The sequence below is a fragment of the Candidatus Mycoplasma mahonii genome, from assembly GCF_030550815.1.
GTDB lineage: Bacteria > Bacillota_I > Bacilli_A > Mycoplasmatales > Metamycoplasmataceae > Mycoplasma_O > Mycoplasma_O mahonii.
This window is the reverse complement of the sequence record NZ_CP114583.1, coordinates 594,884-615,370: the sequence shown is the minus strand read 5'-3', so window position 1 is coordinate 615,370 and position 20,487 is coordinate 594,884. Positions and strand designations below refer to the sequence as shown.

Genomic DNA, 20,487 nt, shown 5'->3' with positions numbered 1-20,487 from the left:
TTCATATTTATTCAATTCATATGAATTTATATGTTTATAATTAATTTTAGATTGAGCAATATTTATTTTAGGTATAACACATACTTAAACATAAGGGAGATAATATATGAAAAAAATTAAGATAGTATCTGGCATTGGAATTGGAGCAATAGTAACAACTAGTATAGCAGTTCCATTATCAATGATGAATAATGGTGACAGTGTTTACATCACCCCAGGAAAGAAATTAGTCGATGTTAAAATTATAGAGTCAAGAGAATATGATACTTTCAAAGAAACCTTTCAAGATTTAAAATTAGGACTTACTAATATCAATGTGACTGATATTAGTGATGATGGGGATAATTTAGTATTGACAGCTACTGGAGTATTACCAAGAGCGACGGATTCAACTCATGCAAGTTTTATTGTGCAAAGTGCAGCAGCAATTCAAGCCAATCCTAACACCATTATTAAAGCTATTTTTAATGTTGTTAAAACAACAGGTGAAGTAACTTTACTTAAATTATTAGAATCAGGGTCCAAAGAAAGTGAAGCAGTTATTAAAGCTGCAATTACTGAAAATGAAGTGCTTAATACAATTGCGATGGAAGAACCAACTGCTAGGATGATAGATAGAATTACTAACCTAGATAATCCATTTTTATTATCAAGCACATTAATCTCTGCTATTAAAGCACTTAATTCAGTTACTGCTTTACAAGGACTACTTGATACAAATGAAATAGTTTCTAATTTAGCAGATATAGATATACTTAATGAACTAATAAAAGTTTTACCAGAAGGAACAATTGGTAAAAATCAAATGTTGTTAAGTGACATCGAAATTACCAAAAATGACGAAACCGGAGTTTTAACAGTGAGAGTAACTGATGCTAACAAAAGTTTTATAGTAAGCAATTTCTTGATAGCATTAGATTCTGAAACCATACTCTTTAGAGTTTCGGCTTTTGAAAGATATTTTGACTCACTACAAGTAACTACTTTCAATGAGGGTGTTACAGCAGATAATGATAAAGCTATCTATGACAAAATAAAAACTGATGGTGTGTTTGCCATCGGTAATTCTCGTAACATTGATGAAATGGATTTATTATTTAATGCCGAAGGAACTAGAGGAGTTTGAAAAGATCATGCAGATAATGGATTATCAACTTATAATGGTGTAATTCTACTTGCTAACAATGCTCAAGATGCTAAAAAAGTTAATGATCAAAGATACCTTAATGCCGAACAAACAAGAGTTAATAATCTAGGTTCAAATGGAGCTACTGCTAAAAGTGCTGATGCTGTGGCCCAGGGAAATTTTGACGATAATGCCCAAACCAAATACGGGATTATATTAAGTAGTGCCGTTGATGGTACATTTACTTATACTTATGTTGCTACTACAAAAACGATTACCATTACTGCAGTTTTAAATAATGGAGCAGGTGATTTAACAATACCACAACCAGAACCTATTGATTTAAGTCCTACACCAACACAAAATACAGAAAAAGAAATTGCTGCAAATTTACTAGCAGCTAAAACTACAGCAAAAGGATTTATTACAACTGCCTTTGAAACAGCTCCTTCACAAGATGATGATGCTTATAATGTCGAACTATTTGGCGAAATTGCTCTTGCCAAAACAGCAGCTGATCTTGCGATAGATGAAGCATTAGATGAAGCTGCAGTTAATATCCTTGCTTCTTCAGAAACTGTTGGATTAGAAGTTGACAAAGTTCTTGTAGCTATTGAATTATATAAAGCTTCAAAAGGGCCAGGAGCTATTGCTGAAGATTTAGAAAACGCTAAAACTAATATAAAAGAATATATTAACACTATTATGGAAACAGCTCCTACAAAAGATGATAATGCTCATGATGCAAAACTATTTAGTGCAATTACTAATGCAGAAAAAGCAGCTATTGATATAATAGATGATATAACAGATATAACTATAGCTCAATCCATAGTTGAATCCCTTTCTAATTTACCAGCTCTTCAAAGCCAAGTTACGCAATTAGTTTTAGCTATTAAAGCATATAGTGAGTCAACAGGGGAAAAAGCTATTGCTGATGCTTTAGCAATCACTAAAACTGCAGCAAAAGGATTTATTACCACTATTGTGGCTAATTATGCGGCAGTGGATACTGCGAATCATGATGCATCACTATTTGGAGCGATTGCTCTTGCTAAAATAGAAGCTTATCGTGTGATAGATGCTGCAACAGATGAAGTTGAAGTTAATGCCCTTGCTTCTTCAACAACTGTTGGAATAGAAGTTGCCAAAGTTCTTGAAGCTATTAGATTATATGAAGCTTCAACAGGGACAATAGCTATTGCTTTAGAAAACGCTAAAACTGCAAGTAAGGCGGCATTTACAACTTATTTTAATAATTTAATTAGTTTAGCTGCTAATGCTATTCCTTTTGCTGCTAAAACTACTTATGATAACATAAAAACTAATGGCTTAAGTAGTATCAACAGTGCCTCATCTATTGAGGATGTTGAGGCCTTGTTTAGTACAACAAATACAGGATCATTAAAAACTGCCGCTGATAATGGTTTAGCAACTTATAATGATGCGATTGCAAAAGCTAATATTGATCATGATGCATCTTTACTGACAGCAGCTAGAACTGCAAGTAGTGAAGCGTTTATAACTTATTTTAATACTTTAGATACAACTAGTTTAGAGGGTGATGCCATTGAACCTTTGGCTGCTAAAGCTGCTTATGAGAACATAAAAACTAATGGCTTAAGTAGTATTGACAACGCCTTATCTATTGATGACGTTGAGGCCTTGTTTAGTACAACAAATACAGGAACATTAAAAACTGCCGCTGATGTTGGTTTAGAAACTTATAATGCTGCGATTGAAAATGCTAACACCGCCGCTCAAGAAATTGCTACTAAAAAAGCTGATAATCAAAGATACCTTAATGATGAACAAGCAAGAGTTAATCGTCTAGTTTCAAGTGAAGCTATTGCTAAAATTGCTGATGCTGTGGCCCAGGGAGCTTTTGACAGCATTGCCCAAAGTAAATACGGGATTACATTAGGTAGTGCCGTTGAGGGTGCATTTACTTATACTTATGTTGCTACTGCAAAAACGATTGCCATTACTGCAGTTTTAATTGGTGGAGCAGATGATTTAAAAATACTACCAGCAATACCTATTGATTTAAGTCCTACACCAGCGAAAAATACAGCAACAGCAATTGCAACAGCTAAAACTACAGCAAAAGGATTTATTACAACTGCCTTTGCAACAGCTCCTGAACAAGATGATAAAGCTCATAATGCTGAACTATTTGTAGCAATTGCTAATGCCAAAGCAGCAGCTGATCGTGCGATAGATGAAGCATTAGATGAAGCTGCAGTTAATATCCTTGCTTCTTCAGAAACTGTTGGATTAGAAGTTGACAAAGTTCTTGAAGCTATTACTAAATATAAAGAGTCAACAGGGGAAAAAGCTATTGCTGATGCTTTAGCAATCACTAAAGCTACAGCAAAAGGATTTATTACAACTGCCTTTGAAACAGCTCCTGAACAAGATGATAAAGCTCATAATGCAAAACTATTTGCCGCGATTGCTAGTGCCCAAACAGCAGCTAATGATGCGATAGATGATGCAGCAAATATAAATGCAGTTAATGTCCTTGCTTCTTCAGAAAATGTTGGATCAGAAGTTCTTAAAGTTCTTGCAGCTATTAAAGAATATAAAGAGTCAACAGGGACAGATAAAGCTTTAGCAGACGCTAAAACTGCAAGTAGGAATGCATTTACAACTTATTTTAATGCTTTAACTAAAACTAATTTAGTCGATGGTGCTGTTGAACCTTTGGCTGCTAAAGGTACTTATGAGAACATAAAAACTGATGGCTTAAATAGTATTGACAATGCTATGTCTATTAATGATCTGAATTCCTTATTTAATGCAGAAGGAGATGTAGGATCATTAAGAGATGGTGCCGATGAAGGATTAGTAACTTATAATAAAGCGATTGCTCTTGCTAATAAAAAAGCTAATGATCAAAGACACCTTAATGATGAACAATTAAGAGTTAATAGACTAAGTTCAGATGGAGTTACTGCTAAAAGTCCTGATGCTGTGGCCCAGGGACCTTTTGACAATGATGCCCAAAGCAAATATGGGATTACATTAGGTAGTGCCACTGAGGGTGCATTTACTTATACTTATGTTGCTAGTTTGACAACGATTACCATTACTGCAGTTTTAAATGATGGGGCAAATGATTTAACAATACCAGGACCAGAACCTATTAATTTAAGTCCTACACCAGCGGAAAATACAGAAACAGCAATTGCAACAGCTAAAACTACAGCAAAAGGATTTATTGCAACTGCCGTTGCAACAGCTCCTTCACAAGATGATGATGCTTATAATGCCGAACTATTTGCCGCGATTGCTAGTGCCCAAACAGCAGCTGATCGTGCGATAGATGAAGCATTAGATGAAGTTGCAGTTAATATTCTTGCTTCTTCAGAAACTGTTGGATTAGAAGTTGACAAAGTTCTTGAAGCTATTACTAAATATAAAGAGTCAACAGGGACAGATAAAGCTTTAGCAGACGCTAAAACTAAAGCAAAAGAATTTATTGCAACTGCCTTTGCAACAGCTCCTGAACAAGATGATAAAGCTCATAATGCAGAACTATTTGCCGCGATTGCTAGTGCCCAAACAGCAGCTAATGATGCGATAGATGATGCAACAAATATAAATGCAGTTAATGTCCTTGCTTCTTCAGAAACTGTTGGATCAGAAGTTGCCAAAGTTCTTGAAGCTATTACTAAATATAAAGAGTCAACAGGGACAGATAAAGCTTTAGCAGACGCTAAAACTACAGCAAAAGGATTTATTACTACTGCCTTTGCAACAGCTCCTTCACAAGATGATAAAGCTCATAATGCAGAACTATTTGCCGCGATTGCTAGTGCCCAAACAGCAGCTAATGATGCGATAGATGATGCAGCAAATATAAATGCAGTTAATGTCCTTGCTTCTTCAGAAAATGTTGGATCAGAAGTTCTTAAAGTTCTTGCAGCTATTAAAGAATATAAAGAGTCAACAGGGACAGATAAAGCTTTAGCAGACGCTAAAACTGCAAGTAGGAATGCATTTACAACTTATTTTAATGCTTTAACTAAAACTAATTTAGTCGATGGTGCTGTTGAACCTTTGGCTGCTAAAGGTACTTATGAGAACATAAAAACTGATGGCTTAAATAGTATTGACAATGCTATGTCTATTAATGATCTGAATTCCTTATTTAATGCAGAAGGAGATGTAGGATCATTAAGAGATGGTGCCGATGAAGGATTAATAACTTATAATAAAGCGATTGCTCTTGCTAATAAAAAAGCTAATGATCAAAGACACCTTAATGATGAACAATTAAGAGTTAATAGACTAAGTTCAGATGGAGTTACTGCTAAAAGTCCTGATGCTGTGGCCCAGGGACCTTTTGACAATGATGCCCAAAGCAAATATGGGATTACATTAGGTAGTGCCACTGAGGGTGCATTTACTTATACTTATGTTGCTAGTTTGACAACGATTACCATTACTGCAGTTTTAAATAATGGAGCAGGTGATTTAACAATACCACAACCAGAACCTATTGATTTAAGTCCTACACCAGCGGAAAATACAGAAACAGCAATTGCAACAGCTAAAACTACAGCAAAAGGATTTATTACAACTGCCTTTGAAACAGCTCCTTCACAAGATGATGATGCTTATAATGCCGAACTATTTGACGCAATTGCTCTTGCCAAAACAGCAGCTGATCGTGCGATAGATGAAGCATTAGATGAAGCTGCAGTTAATATCCTTGCTTCTTCAGAAACTGTTGGATTAGAAGTTGACAAAGTTCTTGTAGCTATTACTAAATATAAAGAGTCAACAGGGACAGATAAAGCTTTAGCAGACGCTAAAACTAAAGCAAAAGAATTTATTGCAACTGCCTTTGCAACAGCTCCTGAACAAGATGATAAAGCTCATAATGCAGAACTATTTGCCGCGATTGCTAGTGCCCAAACAGCAGCTAATGATGCGATAGATGATGCAACAAATATAAATGCAGTTAATGTCCTTGCTTCTTCAGAAACTGTTGGATCAGAAGTTGCCAAAGTTCTTGTAGCTATTAGTGAATATAAAGAGTCAACAGGGACAGATAAAACTTTAGCAGACGCTAAAACTGCAAGTAGTGAAGCGTTTGCAAATTATTTTGATGATTTAATTATAAATAGTTCACCCGATAATATTATTCCTTTTGCTGCTAAAACTACTTATGATAACATAAAAACTAATGGCTTAAGTAATATCAACAGTGCCTCATCTATTGAGGACGTCAATAACTTGTTTAATATAGCAACAAATACAGGATCATTAAAAACTGCCGCTGATGTTGGTTTAGAAACTTATAATGCTGTGATTGCAAAAGCTAATATTGATAATGATGCATCTTTACTGACAGCAGCTAGAATTGCAATTAGTGAAGCGTTTACAACTTATTTTGATACTTTAGTTACAACTAATTTAGACGTTGATGCCATTGAACCTTCGGCTGCTAAAACTACTTATGAGAACATAAAAACTGATGGCTTAAGTAGTATCAACAGTGCCTCATCTATTGAGGACGTTGAGGCCTTGTTTAGTATAACAAATACAGGATCATTAAAAACTAATGCTGATGATGGTTTAGAAACTTATAATGCTGCGATTGCTCTTGCTAACACCGCCGCTCAAGAAACTGCTGCTAAAAAAGCTAATGATCAAAGATACCTTAATGATGAACAATTAAGAGTTAATAATCTAAGTTCAGATGGAGTTACTGCTAAAAGTGCTGATGCTGTGGCCCAGGGAGCTTTTGACAGCATTGCCCAAAGCAAATACGGGATTACATTAGGTAGTGCCGTTGAGGGTGCATTTACTTATACTTATGTTGCTACTGCAAAAACGATTACCATTACTGCAGTTTTAAATGATGGGGCAAATGATTTAACAATACCAGAACCAGAACCTATTAATTTAAGTCCTACACCAGCGGAAAATACAGCAACAGCAATTGCTGACTATAAAAAAGCTAATGATCAAAAACACCTTAATGATGAACAATTAAGAGTTAATAATCTAAGTTCAGATGGAGTTACTGCTAAAAGTGCTGATGCTGTGGCTCAGGGAACTTTTGACAGCATTGCCCAAAGTAAATACGGGATTACATTAGGTAGTGCCGCTGAGGGTGCATTTACTTATACTTATGTTGCTACTGCAAAAACGATTACCATTACTGCAGTTTTAAATGATGGGGCAAATGATTTAACAATACCAGAACCAGAACCTATTAATTTAAGACCTACACCAGCGGAAAATACAGCAACAGAATTACTGTTAGCAACTAAAATTGCAAGTAGGGGGGCATTTACAGCTTATTTTGATGATTTAACTAAAACTAATTTAGTCGATGGTGCTGTTGAACCTTTGGCTGCTAAAACTACTTATGAGAACATAAAAACTGATGGCTTAAATAGTATTGACAATGCTATGTCTATTAATGATCTGAATTCCTTATTTAATGCAGAAGGAGATGTAGGATCATTAAGAGATGGTGCCGATGCAGGATTAGTAACTTATAATAAAGCGATTGCTCTTGCTAATAAAAAAGCTAATGATCAAAGACACCTTGATGCTGAACAATTAAGAGTTAATAATCTAGTTTCAAATGGAGCTACTGCTAAAAGTGCTGATGCTGTGGAAAATGGACCTTTTAACAGCATTGCCCAAAGCAAATACGGGATTACATTAGATAGTGCCGCTAATGGTACATTTACTTATATGTATGTTGCTACTGGAACAACGATTACCATTCTTGCAATTTTAACTGGTGGGGTAGATTTAATCTTACCATCAACAAAACCTATTGTTTTAAGTCCTACACCAGCACAAAATACAGCAACAGAAATAGAAACTGCTACAAATTTACTAACAGCTCAAACTACAGCAAAAGGATTTATTGCAACTGCCGTTGCAACAGCTCCACAACAAGAAGGTGATGCTCATAATGCAGAACTATTTGACGCGATTGCTAGTGCCCAAACAGCAGCTAATAATGCGATAGATGCTGCATTAGATATAGCTGCAGTTCGTGCCTTTGCTTCTTCACCAACTATTGGATCAGAAGTTGACAAAGTTCTTGCAGCTATTAATGCATATAAAGCTTTAACAGGAGCAACTACTAATTCAAACATAGGTTTCATAGATAATTCTGATTCATCTATTATTCGTAATGGCCAAACTATAAAACCCACAAGCAAATCATTCACTTATATACTACCACCAAATGTAGATACCCAAAGAGTTCATATTGCTAATTTATTTATTAGTCTTATAACAAATACATATGGAAATATTATTGAACCTCTTGAACCAATATTTCATATATTTGTTGAAGAGCAAGGTTGAATTATAACCAACGACAAAAATGCACCAGCCGTTAATGGAAATAAGATTACTATCAAAATCCCTAGAAAAGTTACCAAAGGTAACCCAATAAATATTTCAATTAATGTTATCATTGATTCACCTTTAACAGACACTAAATTAGCGGCAAAAAGATTTATTGCTGCTATTGTGGCTGATTATGCGACAGTGGATGCTGCGAATCATGATGCATCACTATTTGGAGCGATTGCTAGTGCCAAAGCACAAGCTGATCAAGCGATAGATCAAGCAATAAATGAAGCTGCAGTTAATGACCTTGCTTCTTCAATAACTACTGGATCAGAAGTTGACAAAGTTCTTGCAGCTGTTAGACTATATGAAAATTCACCAGGAGCACTTGAGGGAAGTTTAACACCAATAATTACTATATCTCATCCCAATCCCACTACTGTAAATCTTGGAGTTAGAAATTTAACGGACGTGACTAATGATATCCCTATTACTATTCTTAATGGCAGTATTATAAAATCCACAAGCGCTAATTTCAATTATGAACTACGACCAAATGTAGATATCCAAAGAGTTCATATTGCTAATTTATTTATTATAACAGATGCCAATGGAAATGCTATTGATTTTAATATTAAATATAAAAAGAAGGTCGCAGGCAAGAAAGCTGTGGAGCTTAATGAAAGTGACGGATCAAAAGCCAATGCTGGAGACATCATTATTATCATAATCCCTCCTATGGGGGAATATGAAAAAATAGTTCTTAGAATTACTATTTTTTAATACACCAACTCCAACGCCATAAAGTTCTTCAACGAATGCTCAAGATATTTAGACTCCATAAGCTTCAGGATAAAGTATGAATACTAAAACTCCAAATAAAACTACAGTCTTTACAAAATGTGGGTTTATTTAGCTTTTAATCATAAGGGCAAATAATAAAGACTCATGTTTTTCATGGTTAACTTTTAATTAATTATCTTAGTTATTATGAAGTGTATTATAAGGCCCAGATCTTAAGGGCGGTCATAATGATACAACTTCAATGAACTTATGATATTTTTTCATTAATCATTTAAAAATACTTACGTTTTTTGCTACATATTATTATAAAGTGAGAACTTTTTAACTAGAAAATGATAATAAAGTATTTAAGTTTATTTGAAAAATAATTTACTAATATATGGTTTGTGTTTTGGCTTAATATGTGAACAAAAACTAACTAAATTTTATCACTTTTAGACAAGGTTTAACTAACTAATTTTACCATCAAGAATTGCATGATCTTAAATCAGATGCTGAGATATTTGTACCTTTTTCCTTGAAGCCATTTACTATTTGTTTGATTGATTGATTAAAGACTGGATAATTGGACTTTTTTGCCTTAATATTGTTCACTGCAACTTAGAATGTATTTACTAAGAGAGATTGTTATTTTACCTTTATGGTTGATGACTATCTCTTTTTTACAAGATTTACATAACCAGATTGCATTGCACTAGGACCACTTTCTACTGTAATTGTGAGGTTAGCCTTTGTATCTTTGCTTAGCTTAAACTCTCATGCATCTTGTTCAAATCTCTGGCTAAGAAAAATATTTTTGGATGGGAAATAGATGTTTTCTCGATTTGTTTGGTGACATTCTTAACTTCTTTCATAACAATTTTACCCATAATACCTTTAATTATTTGTTGTTGTTTATTGAGAACGTCTTTAAATCTTTTAACTTTGTACCTAGTGGTTCTTTTTGTGCTATGAAATGAGAGTCGTGAATAATGCCCAGATTCAATAGTGCATTATGAATGTATGAAGAAGATGGATGATAATCAATGCCATCAACTAATAGATACTTGTTTGTATTCCTCTATAAATGTCAAAAACAAATATGACTCTTGTTAAATCTTTCATTATAAATATTTATAAATTCTTTCAATTTTCACCAATTAAGTATTTTAGTTCTAGTGGATAATGAAAGGAGCTTAATTTCTTCTGAAAATAGTATATGACAAAAGCATTAACACTATCTTTCATTAACTTTATAAGTTTCTTGGTAGTGTTTGGAACTTACCCCTAACTTCTTGGAAAGCTCTTTTAACTTAATGGACATGTTGGCCATTATGATTAACTTTCATTTGATCAATAATTTCTCTGTAATGTAATTCCACCTGCAAGTCCTCTTTAGTCTTCTTTTCTGATGTTTTAAATAGCATATTCCCGTGAAAATAATCATAACTTCTAGAGATTAATTTGCCGTGTGATTGGATGGGGTAAAAATCTTGTGTGATTCATGCATGTATCTCAAACTAATAAAATTATTATTCACAACCGCCATTATGTAATAATTATATGGGAGATTTTATTTTTGCTAAATATTGTCTTTTCGAGTTTCTTCTCAAAGGTAACCAATTCATTCTTAGTGGCATTAAAGTCTTTAGAAAATATTAGTAATTGTAACTTTTTCAATTTTCGTATAGAGAGAAAGGTTACTTTTTCTTTTGTCAATCTAAGCCTGCATATAATTTGCTATTAAGGTCTTGATAATATATTTTGTTATTCCAATCAACAATGATACTTGTTGTTCTGCTTCTAACAAATATTCTTTGTCATATTTTTGCCCCATGAGGTGTACATTCATTTATTTTATCAATATGGGACTTAGCCTGATCCACATAGACATTCAAAATCATTTGCTGAATAATGTTCTCATGTTTTACTGTTCTTTGCTCTAAAAACGTTTTCCTATGTTTTGCCCATTTTTGTTTTAAGCCTACTTAATCTTGAATATAGCCCATAAAATCTAATGACATTTTACATATGTTTTTAGGTTCATAAGCAATTCCGCTGATCATGTATTTTTGAGAATGCACGCTAAAAAATGTTTGAAACCTGATTTTTGTTTTTCGGCCATTAGTGATTAATTCCCTTTCATTGCATGCTGCCCAATATCTTTCTGCTATTAACTTAGGCAAAGCGAAAGGAAAATTATTATCCTTATGTGAAGGAGTACAATAGTATTTCAAAAAATTCAGTTTACTTTCCAAAACCAACATGACATATAAATTGATTGTATTCTTGCTCTTTCCAATTAGTCTTGGAAAATTTCTTTAATTCTATAAGAACTTACATATCATCAAGCACCTTAATAAAAGTCGCACATTTTCTTCAAATAACCTCTCCTTCAATAATCTTTGTATTTAATTTATTTATATTTCTCATTATTCTCCCCTTTATATTTTAGGAGTCAAAATTCTGCGTCATTGTAAGGGGTCAATTTTAGATGTGTTGCAAGTGAAAGTTATCTAAAACTAATAAAATTATTATTCACAATCATATATAATATTATAGTTATGAGAAACATAAATGTAACTACAAAATCAATGCTGAGTTGTGTCAATACCCACAATGACTTACTTTTTAGATAAATAATTATCGTTTTAATTTATAAAATAAGGCAAAAATTGCTTTTAAATAACTATACTATTTAATACATAAAATTAAAAAACAATTTTATTTAGTAGTTTAAATGTGATTTAAATTATTTATTATGACCAAAAATAAATTGTGATGTTAATTTCAATAAGGCTGATAAAATAATTATTTTTATGTTTAATAACCAAAAACAAAAACAAAAACAAAAACAAAAGGAAAAAAATATGAAAAAATATGAAAAAATAATGCTCTCTTTGACAGCGCCAGTTATTGCACTTGCACCATTTTCGGTAGCAATCTCATGTGGATCAGGCGAAAGAGATTTAGAGTATCGACACAAGATAGTGGCATGAGCACCAGAAAATAAAACAAATTGAGGAGACGTCAGAGCATATGACATGTCATTTCAATCAAAAAATATGGTATCAAGAACTTATTTTGAAGCTGTGACACCAATGATATTTAGAACTGAAACAACCGCTGAAGCAGATGTAAGTGTTTTACCAGATGGTGGGACAGTTATTAATTCTCCTGCTATGTATGAAACTAAATTTGATGCTATTGCTTCTGCAAGAGTGGATGTTGATACCACTAAGGGCACCACTGTTTCTAATATGAATCACCTTAAAGAAATTCTTGATGCAAATGTTGATGGTGGAAAATCTGTTTCATTTATAGCACATCAAGGAGTTAAATACGTAAATTCATTAGGAGAAGAAACCCAGTATGAATTCAAGTCAAAAGATTTTTACTATGGATTTTTAAGAGGGATTTATGCTTCCAAATCAGTAAGAGAGGATGGTAATATCGAAGAGTATAACACAGGAATTCCAACTGTTACTTCTGCATATGAAGATACTTTAACTGGAGAATATTGAGATGAACTAAACAACGGAAATGTTTATTTATACAATCTTTATGGGTTAAATGTAGCCAAAACTATACTCGCTAATGAAGCAAATATTACTAATGGTATAGATGAATTCACTCTTGTATTTGATGGAAAGATAAAATTTGACACTCTAAAAGGATTACTAGGTAATGTTACAACAATAGCTCCTGTTTCATCTCAAAAAATTGATGAAATGAGACCAAATGATACAACAATTGATACTCCTGGTAAATATCTACAATTAAAAGAGTATGGTGCAAAGGTCGAAACTAATGGAAAATATGATTTAACAGATGAACTTCTTGTTTCAAGGTACTATATCTCAAATTACGATCTAAATAAAGATACAAACGGAATCATTCTTAAAAAAAATATTTATTCATTTGACAAATTTTTTAATGCTAGGGAAAATACTATTAATGAATACCAACAATTATTCTATGATCCAACTATAGACAAGGAAGTACTTAAGCTAGATAGGAAAGTCGGGTTTATTAAAGATAATTCAGAATCAATTATGTTTGGTTCAATTAGAGAAACAGAATCATTATTAAATGAAGTCATTAACTCTGGCAATTTTAGTTGAGTTGTTCCTCAGAATACTGGATTAAGCAGGGGTACTGGTTGGGTTCCGTTCAATTTTATTATGGAAGCCGATTTATTATCAGAGGTTCATAATGAACCATTTAATACTGGAGGTCTGGAATTATTCTTTGGGAAAGGATCAACTAAAACAAACGTAATTGAGTCTCCAACAGCAGATTATGAATATACTTTTAAGTCAGGAAACATTATGAGAGCTATTCTAAATTCTTCTGTTAATTTATACACATTGACTCAGTCATTTAGATCTAATATGGAACAAATTAAAGACCCTATATTTTTTAAAAGTGGTAATGCTATGACACTAGGTGGGCCATCTTATAACGATTATATAACTGATAATCCAAATAAGTCAGGTATTTCTGAAGCGGTTTTTATAACCAAATTAGCAGCTCAGGAAGAATGATACAAAACTAATTCATCTAGTAGTTCAGGTGCAGCAGATTCAAACATTCTTTTAAAACCATCAGATGAGCAATTTGCTGCAGCTAGTGCAGCATTAGTAGATTTATATAATAGTAATGTTACAGATAAAAATACTGTTGCGATTGTTCCTGTATTTGATTCTTTTAATGCAAAAGAACCAACAACTAAGGAAATAACTGCTGCATATACTAAACTAGTTGCGTATTTAAATACACTTGCTCCAAACAAAGTTAAATTTGTTGAATTTGAAACTAAAGCCAAAGTAAATTCGCAGATATGAGGTCCATCTTCACCAAACCGTTATCTTGGAATGGGACCAGATTATGATTCATCTGCGTCATTTCTCCACCAAATAGTATCCGCTAATTATGGATACTCTATTGGTCTAATCACTCTTGAGGCAGCTTTTAGTGATTCAAATAGTCTCAATAGTGTTGGATTTACAGCTGATATTGATGCTTCTGATATTTATGCACGTGGATCATCACCTGTCTTGGCAAATTTAAAAGAATGAGCAACTTCAGAAATAAATAATAATGCTTTAATATACCCCTTATTAAAGAAAAGACTAATTGATGATAATGATTTAGCTAGTATGTCACTAGATGATTTTAGAAAAATAAGAGATAATGATTTTGATGATGATACACACGATAATGAAATAAAATCTCTATATGGAGAACAAACCTATTTATTTGGAAAATATTTCCTATCAATTGCACCTAATACTCCTGACAATTTAGCACTAATCGCACAATGAACACAATTTATAACTAATTTTTCTGGGAATAATTTATTAGCTATGGGATCATCTTATTCTTCAATGACATCATTAAGACTTGGAGAATCTCCTGATGCAGTTAAGCAATATTCTTCAAAATGACTAAAATTGTCAAGTACCCCTCCTGGAACTTCTTATCCGTTTCAACTTCATTTAACAAGTGTTGATCCTAAATAGTCAATGATAAATTACATATTAAAAAGAGTTATATTAGTCTTTTTTGCAATAATTATAATATTTTTTGCAACATTTTTTCTAATGCAGCTTGTCACTGATACTCCATCAGCTATCGATGAAGAAATTCAACGAAAAATGAGCAATGATAAAAAGATAAATAATATTGAAGCAACACAATTTGTTTATAAACAGATGGACTATCATCCAGACTGGAATGTTTTTAGTCAATTAGGAAACTATTTATCTAATTTATTCACAAAAGGCGATTTTGGGAAGTATTATGGAAACCCCACAGACTCAATTCCATATCTATTTCGTAAACCTCTAAAATGAACTCTTATTATAATTGGACCATCATTTTTACTTGGATCATTAATTGGGATGATATTTGGTATATTTGCAGGCTATAAACGGGGCAAAACTCCTGATATTGTCTTAAATATATTGTCAATCATATTTGTATCTGTTCCCTCATTTGTTTTAGCAGCTTTAGTTGCTTATATCGCATCTAAAAATAATTTTGAAGTCATATTTAAAGGACCTGAGATAGTGGGTTGGGCAGAAACATTTAAGCTCCTCCTTTTACCATCTCTTTTAATCACGATAACATCTTTTTCAGTAATTACTTATTTTGTTAGAAATGAAACTATCGAAGTTTTATCAAGCGATTATATTTCCTCAGCAAGATCAAAAGGTCTTACAGAATGAAACATATTTAGAAAACATGTCTTTAGAAATATATCTTTGCCTATTATGGCGTTAATGATAAGTAGACTTTTATTTGTTATATTTGGTTCTTTAATTATAGAAGTATTCTTCGGAGTCCCAGGTATATCTAGTATGTTTGCAACTGCAATTACTAAACTTGAAATAAATGTTCTTATGTTTTCAATTATGTTCTTTACTACTATTTCATTACTGCTTAGTATTTTAATTGATGTTTTATATGCAGTATTAGATCCGACAATCAGGATTGCTTCAAAAGAGAGTTCAAGGAATTCATGAATTCGTATGCATATTAAAAGGAAAAGGCATAAAAAATATATAATAAATAGGTCAAATGAAACAGGGGGTTAAAAATGGTTAATAATACAAAAAGAAACAATTTTAACCTAAAGTACAATTTGGATAATTTTAATAAAAAGTGATTCGATGAACTGTCCAAAAAAGATGTCTCAAAAATAGAGTCAAATCCAATGATTGGGAAACCAACGAAAGTATGAAAGGATATTTTTAGAAGATTTTTTAAAAACAAATGAAATATTTTCTTTTTGCTAATGTTGATGGTGTTAATGGTAATTATTATATTCGGTCAAACATTTAACAGTTATAATGCTGAAAACCCCATCAATGATAGACCGAATAATTTAATTGCTTATATGGATCCTGGGTTTGCCAATAAACCGTCAGACTTAATAGGTAATTTCAGTGAAATTCAAGACAGATTTCAAAATATTGAGGTCTTTAATGATCCAACAGGGACAGCAACTATTGTTGCTTCTGGGACGAATAGTCCACCAGCTGGAATTATTTCCTCATCATACAATCCTATATCAAGTATTTGGACCATTAAATATAATGACCCTAATTACACACCAACAACTTTAGGTACAGATGCAGCTGGATTTGATGTTTGACAAAGATTAATAAAATCAGCACAATTTTCCTTTTTTCTAGCTTTTATTGTTGCTGTAATTGAAACAATCATTGGCACAATTATTGGTTTATATCTTGGATACAATGCCGGTAAAAGAGCTGATACAATCTTTATGAGATTTGTTGAGATATTTGCTTCATTACCTGCTATTCTATTGATATCAGTGTTCATTATAATAATGGGACCAGGATTATTAACATTAGTAGTGGCTTTATCACTGATTGGATGAATTGGTCCTGTGTACACAACAAGAATGTTTACCATTAAGATCAAGGATAATGAATTTATTCAAGCTTCAATTGCTTCTGGATCTTCTGTAAAATGACTTTTATTTTCACAGATCTTACCAGCTACAATTGGAAAATTATTAGTTTCATTTGTCCACAGGATTCCTGCCGTTATATTTACTGAATCAACACTTGTATTTTTAGGAATTAGAGTTGGAGGTAAATGAGGCAACTCGCTTGGAAGTTTTATTAATGAAGCTAGACAATATGAGGCAATAGTTAGTAATCCATACATGATTATTTCAATGGTTATTGTTATGGTGACATTTACATTGTCCTTACAAATAATTGCAAATGGACTAAGGGATGCATTTGATCCAAAAACTACTTAGAAAGGAGCTGATATGAAGCATATTATCAAAGTTAAAGACTTGCGAGTTTCATTCAGAAGTGCCAATAATCGAAAGAAGATTATCCAAATAATTAGAGGTATTTCTTTTAACATTGAGCCAGGTAAAATCTTTGGTTTTATTGGTGAATCTGGGTCAGGCAAATCTGTCACAGCTAAAGCTATGTTTGGGATGAATGAAAATGCCATATCAGTTGCCGATGAATTTATCATTGATGGAACTGACATGTTACTAAATAAACCTGTCTCTAAGTTAAGTAAGAAGAATGAATTTAAAAATCAACTTAACATACCAGGATCACGTGATATTATCACTAATCAATCTGAATGAAGAAAGATCAGAGGGAAAAAGATCACATATATTCCACAAAACCCTATGACATCGCTAAATCCAACTATGAAAATTAGAAATCAATTACTAGAATCATTGGGAAAAGCAAGTAAGTTATCTAAAACTGAGAAAATTCACAAAATTATTAACTTATTAGAATCATTTGGAATGAGGAATGCTAAAGCAAGAATAAATTCATTTCCGCATGAGTTCTCAGGGGGAATGCGGCAAAGAGTTGTGATTGCCATGGCAGTCTTATCTAATCCAAGTGTCATCATTGCTGACGAGCCAACGACAGCTCTTGATCCATCAATCCAAGCGTCTGTTCTAAAATTATTCAAGGACATAGTCAAAAAAACTAATATAGCATTAATATTTGTATCACATGATATTTCTGTTATTTCATTGCTTGTTGATGTCGTTAATGTATTTTATGCAGGTAGAATTGTTGAAACAGGTGATAAATATGATGTATTTACTAACCCAAAACACCCATATACATGAGCACTCTTATCATCTATGCCTGAATCAAATAAAAAAGGTGATACCCTTTATACACTTAAGGGTTCACCACCTAATTTTGCAGCTTTGCCTAATGGTGATCCTTTCTCTGTCAGGAATCCACAACCTTTAAAAGTTGATTTTAAGGAAGAACCATCTTTATTTGAAGTCGGAGATGCTTCAGGTCATATGGCAGCTACATGATTACTACATCCAGATGCACCAATAATAAAACCACCTAAACAAGTGCTCTTAATAGCAAGTGAGATCAAGAAAGATATGAAACATGCAAAATAAAACACCGTTATTGATTGTGAATAAACTAAATAAATCATTTTTTCGTAATGGTAAAGAAAATAAAGCTGTCCATAATGTTTCTTTCAATCTTCATAAAAGTGAGGTTATTGGTTTGATTGGTGAATCAGGCTCTGGCAAAACGACAATTGGCAGGACGCTTATTAGATTAAATGATGCCACTTCAGGAGAAGTCACCATTAATGGTGTGGATATCTCATCAAAAAAGATATCCAAAGAGAATCGAAAGTATTTACGGAAGAATATTCAAATGATCTTTCAAGATCCATATTCATCTTTGAATGAGCAAAAAAATATTATGAATATCGTTTCAGAACCACTAAGAGTTCAAGGATTATCTAAAAAACTTATTGTGGATGTTTTGGATAATAAACAAAATGTTATTAAATTACATGGAGCCGATTTAAAAAGTGAATTTTATAGAATTAGTGAAAGAATTAATATTAAGAATCTAAAAACCATTGATAAAGAATTAATTATCATTAAAACAAAAATTGATGCAATAACAATGGATGATTATAAAACCAATAAACAATTATCGGAATTATCAAAGATGTTGAATGATTTATACTTTACAAATATATTTGCTATTAAATCTAATTATGTCAATGATTTGTCGACAGGATTACTAAAAAATTTAGCGCTTTGATCTAAAACTCAACTAAAGGTTAAAAAATATAGATCAAGTATCCCGGCAAAAGATAAAATAATGAAAGTTCAAAAAGAATTAGATGAGGCTAAATTAAATTTGTTGATGACAGATAAGGCCATTAAAGCATTTGGTGAAATGAAGAAATTAGAAATTGTTCTTCAAAACTTAAATCTTGATATTAAAAATTCTTTAATTAGTATTAAAAAAAGTTATGCTCATTCTCTTAAGGAACTTAAATACGATATAAAAGTTGCAAGAACTAGTAAACTTAATTCTGATACATATGCTAATTATAATTACTATTCATTTATTATGGTTGTAACAAAACACCTGCGAAGCATTGTTGTTTACACTAAAAAACATAAATTCATGATTCCTTTTTTGGAGTTAAAGATCCATGATGAGTACGAGAAAATTATTGGGGATAGCAAAAAGTATATCTCCTATTTACTTACTTCCAAGGCAAAAATTAGCATTGATGATATTAACACACGTTTCACTAAAATGAAAATTAGTTCTCCAAAAGGATTTGTTAATAGGTTTATTAAAAAAAATGTTTATGTTGAACAACTTGCTAGTTATAAAAAAACAAAAGAAAAATATGATTATTGAACACATATTAAGAAAAATGGTACTAAGAAAAATTATGATAATAAAGATCAACACACTATTTATAATATTAAGGAAAAACTAAAAGCTGCTGAAATTACCTATGACGAATTTACTTCCAAGAAAACTAGTATCATTGAAAGAGATGCTTCTTTACATGAAGAGTATTACAAAGAACTTAGATCTCTTTCTGATAAAAACAAGAACAATAATAAGCTAATTCAAAATAGGATTAAGAATATATATAAACAAACACTTAAAAAGCTAACAGAAAGACAGTTAAAAGACATAATTTCTGCTAATTATCATCTTAAAAAAAATCAACTTATATCTATCGATGCCGAAATACACAGAGGAATCAAGAATTTAGGCATTTACAACAAATTGATTAATAATACATATATCTGAAGGAAGCAATTTAAAGATTTCCTAACAAGAGAAAAAGTATTTGAAGTTTTAATTGAATCAGGGTTGACTGTTGCTCATGCATTTAGATACCCACATGAGTTTTCAGGCGGGATGAGACAACGTGTTGGTATAGCAAGAGCTATTATCGCCAATCCTAAAATAATAATTGCTGATGAGCCCATTGCAGCTTTAGATTTATCTATCCAAGCACAAATTATCAATAAATTATTAGAACTAAAGGAAAAACGTAATCTATCTCTTATATTTATAGCTCATGATTTATCTGTTGTGAAGTTTATATCATCAAGAATATTAATTATTCATCTAGGGAAAATTGTTGAATATGGCAATACACAAAAAATATTTAATGACCCTGTGCATCCTTATACGATTAACTTAATTAACTCAATGCCCGAGATCAGCAAAATAACCACTGGATTTTCTGATAAACAATTTGAACCTCATTATTTAAATTCTTACTCTCCGATTAATCAACCAATATTTAACAAAATTTCGAAAGATCATTATGTTTTTGGTTTGGAAGATCAAATTAAAAAATGACGTAGGTAAAAGAAAGGAAATATTCGTGATATTCATCAAAAACTG

Annotated in this window: 6 protein-coding genes; all 6 read left to right on the top strand. The window is 32.1% G+C overall.

Annotated elements, in window-relative coordinates:
* Positions 1-106 precede the first annotated feature (106 nt).
* Positions 107-9,247: a hypothetical protein gene (locus O3I44_RS02970; protein ID WP_303717038.1), complete on the top strand. Its 9,141-nt coding sequence runs from the start codon at positions 107-109 to the stop codon at positions 9,245-9,247.
* Positions 9,248-12,117: 2,870 nt separating this feature from the next.
* Positions 12,118-14,772, top strand: coding sequence for a hypothetical protein (locus O3I44_RS02965; RefSeq protein WP_303717036.1), 2,655 nt, complete (start codon positions 12,118-12,120; stop codon positions 14,770-14,772).
* A gap of 81 nt (positions 14,773-14,853) precedes the next feature.
* The gene (locus tag O3I44_RS02960; protein WP_303717034.1) at positions 14,854-15,849 is read left to right on the top strand and encodes an ABC transporter permease; all 996 of its coding nucleotides are present in this window, start codon (positions 14,854-14,856) and stop codon (positions 15,847-15,849) included.
* A gap of 2 nt (positions 15,850-15,851) precedes the next feature.
* A complete protein-coding gene (locus O3I44_RS02955) occupies positions 15,852-17,048 on the top strand; it encodes an ABC transporter permease (RefSeq protein ID WP_303717032.1) in 1,197 nt (398 codons plus the stop codon).
* Positions 17,049-17,060: 12 nt separating this feature from the next.
* Positions 17,061-18,194, top strand: coding sequence for an ABC transporter ATP-binding protein (locus tag O3I44_RS02950; RefSeq protein WP_303717030.1), 1,134 nt, complete (start codon positions 17,061-17,063; stop codon positions 18,192-18,194).
* On the top strand, positions 18,184-20,451 hold the full coding sequence (locus O3I44_RS02945; protein ID WP_303717028.1) for an ATP-binding cassette domain-containing protein: 2,268 nt from the start codon (positions 18,184-18,186) through the stop codon (positions 20,449-20,451). Before O3I44_RS02950 ends, O3I44_RS02945 begins: the two co-directional genes overlap by 11 nt.
* The last annotated feature ends 36 nt before the right edge of the window (positions 20,452-20,487 follow it).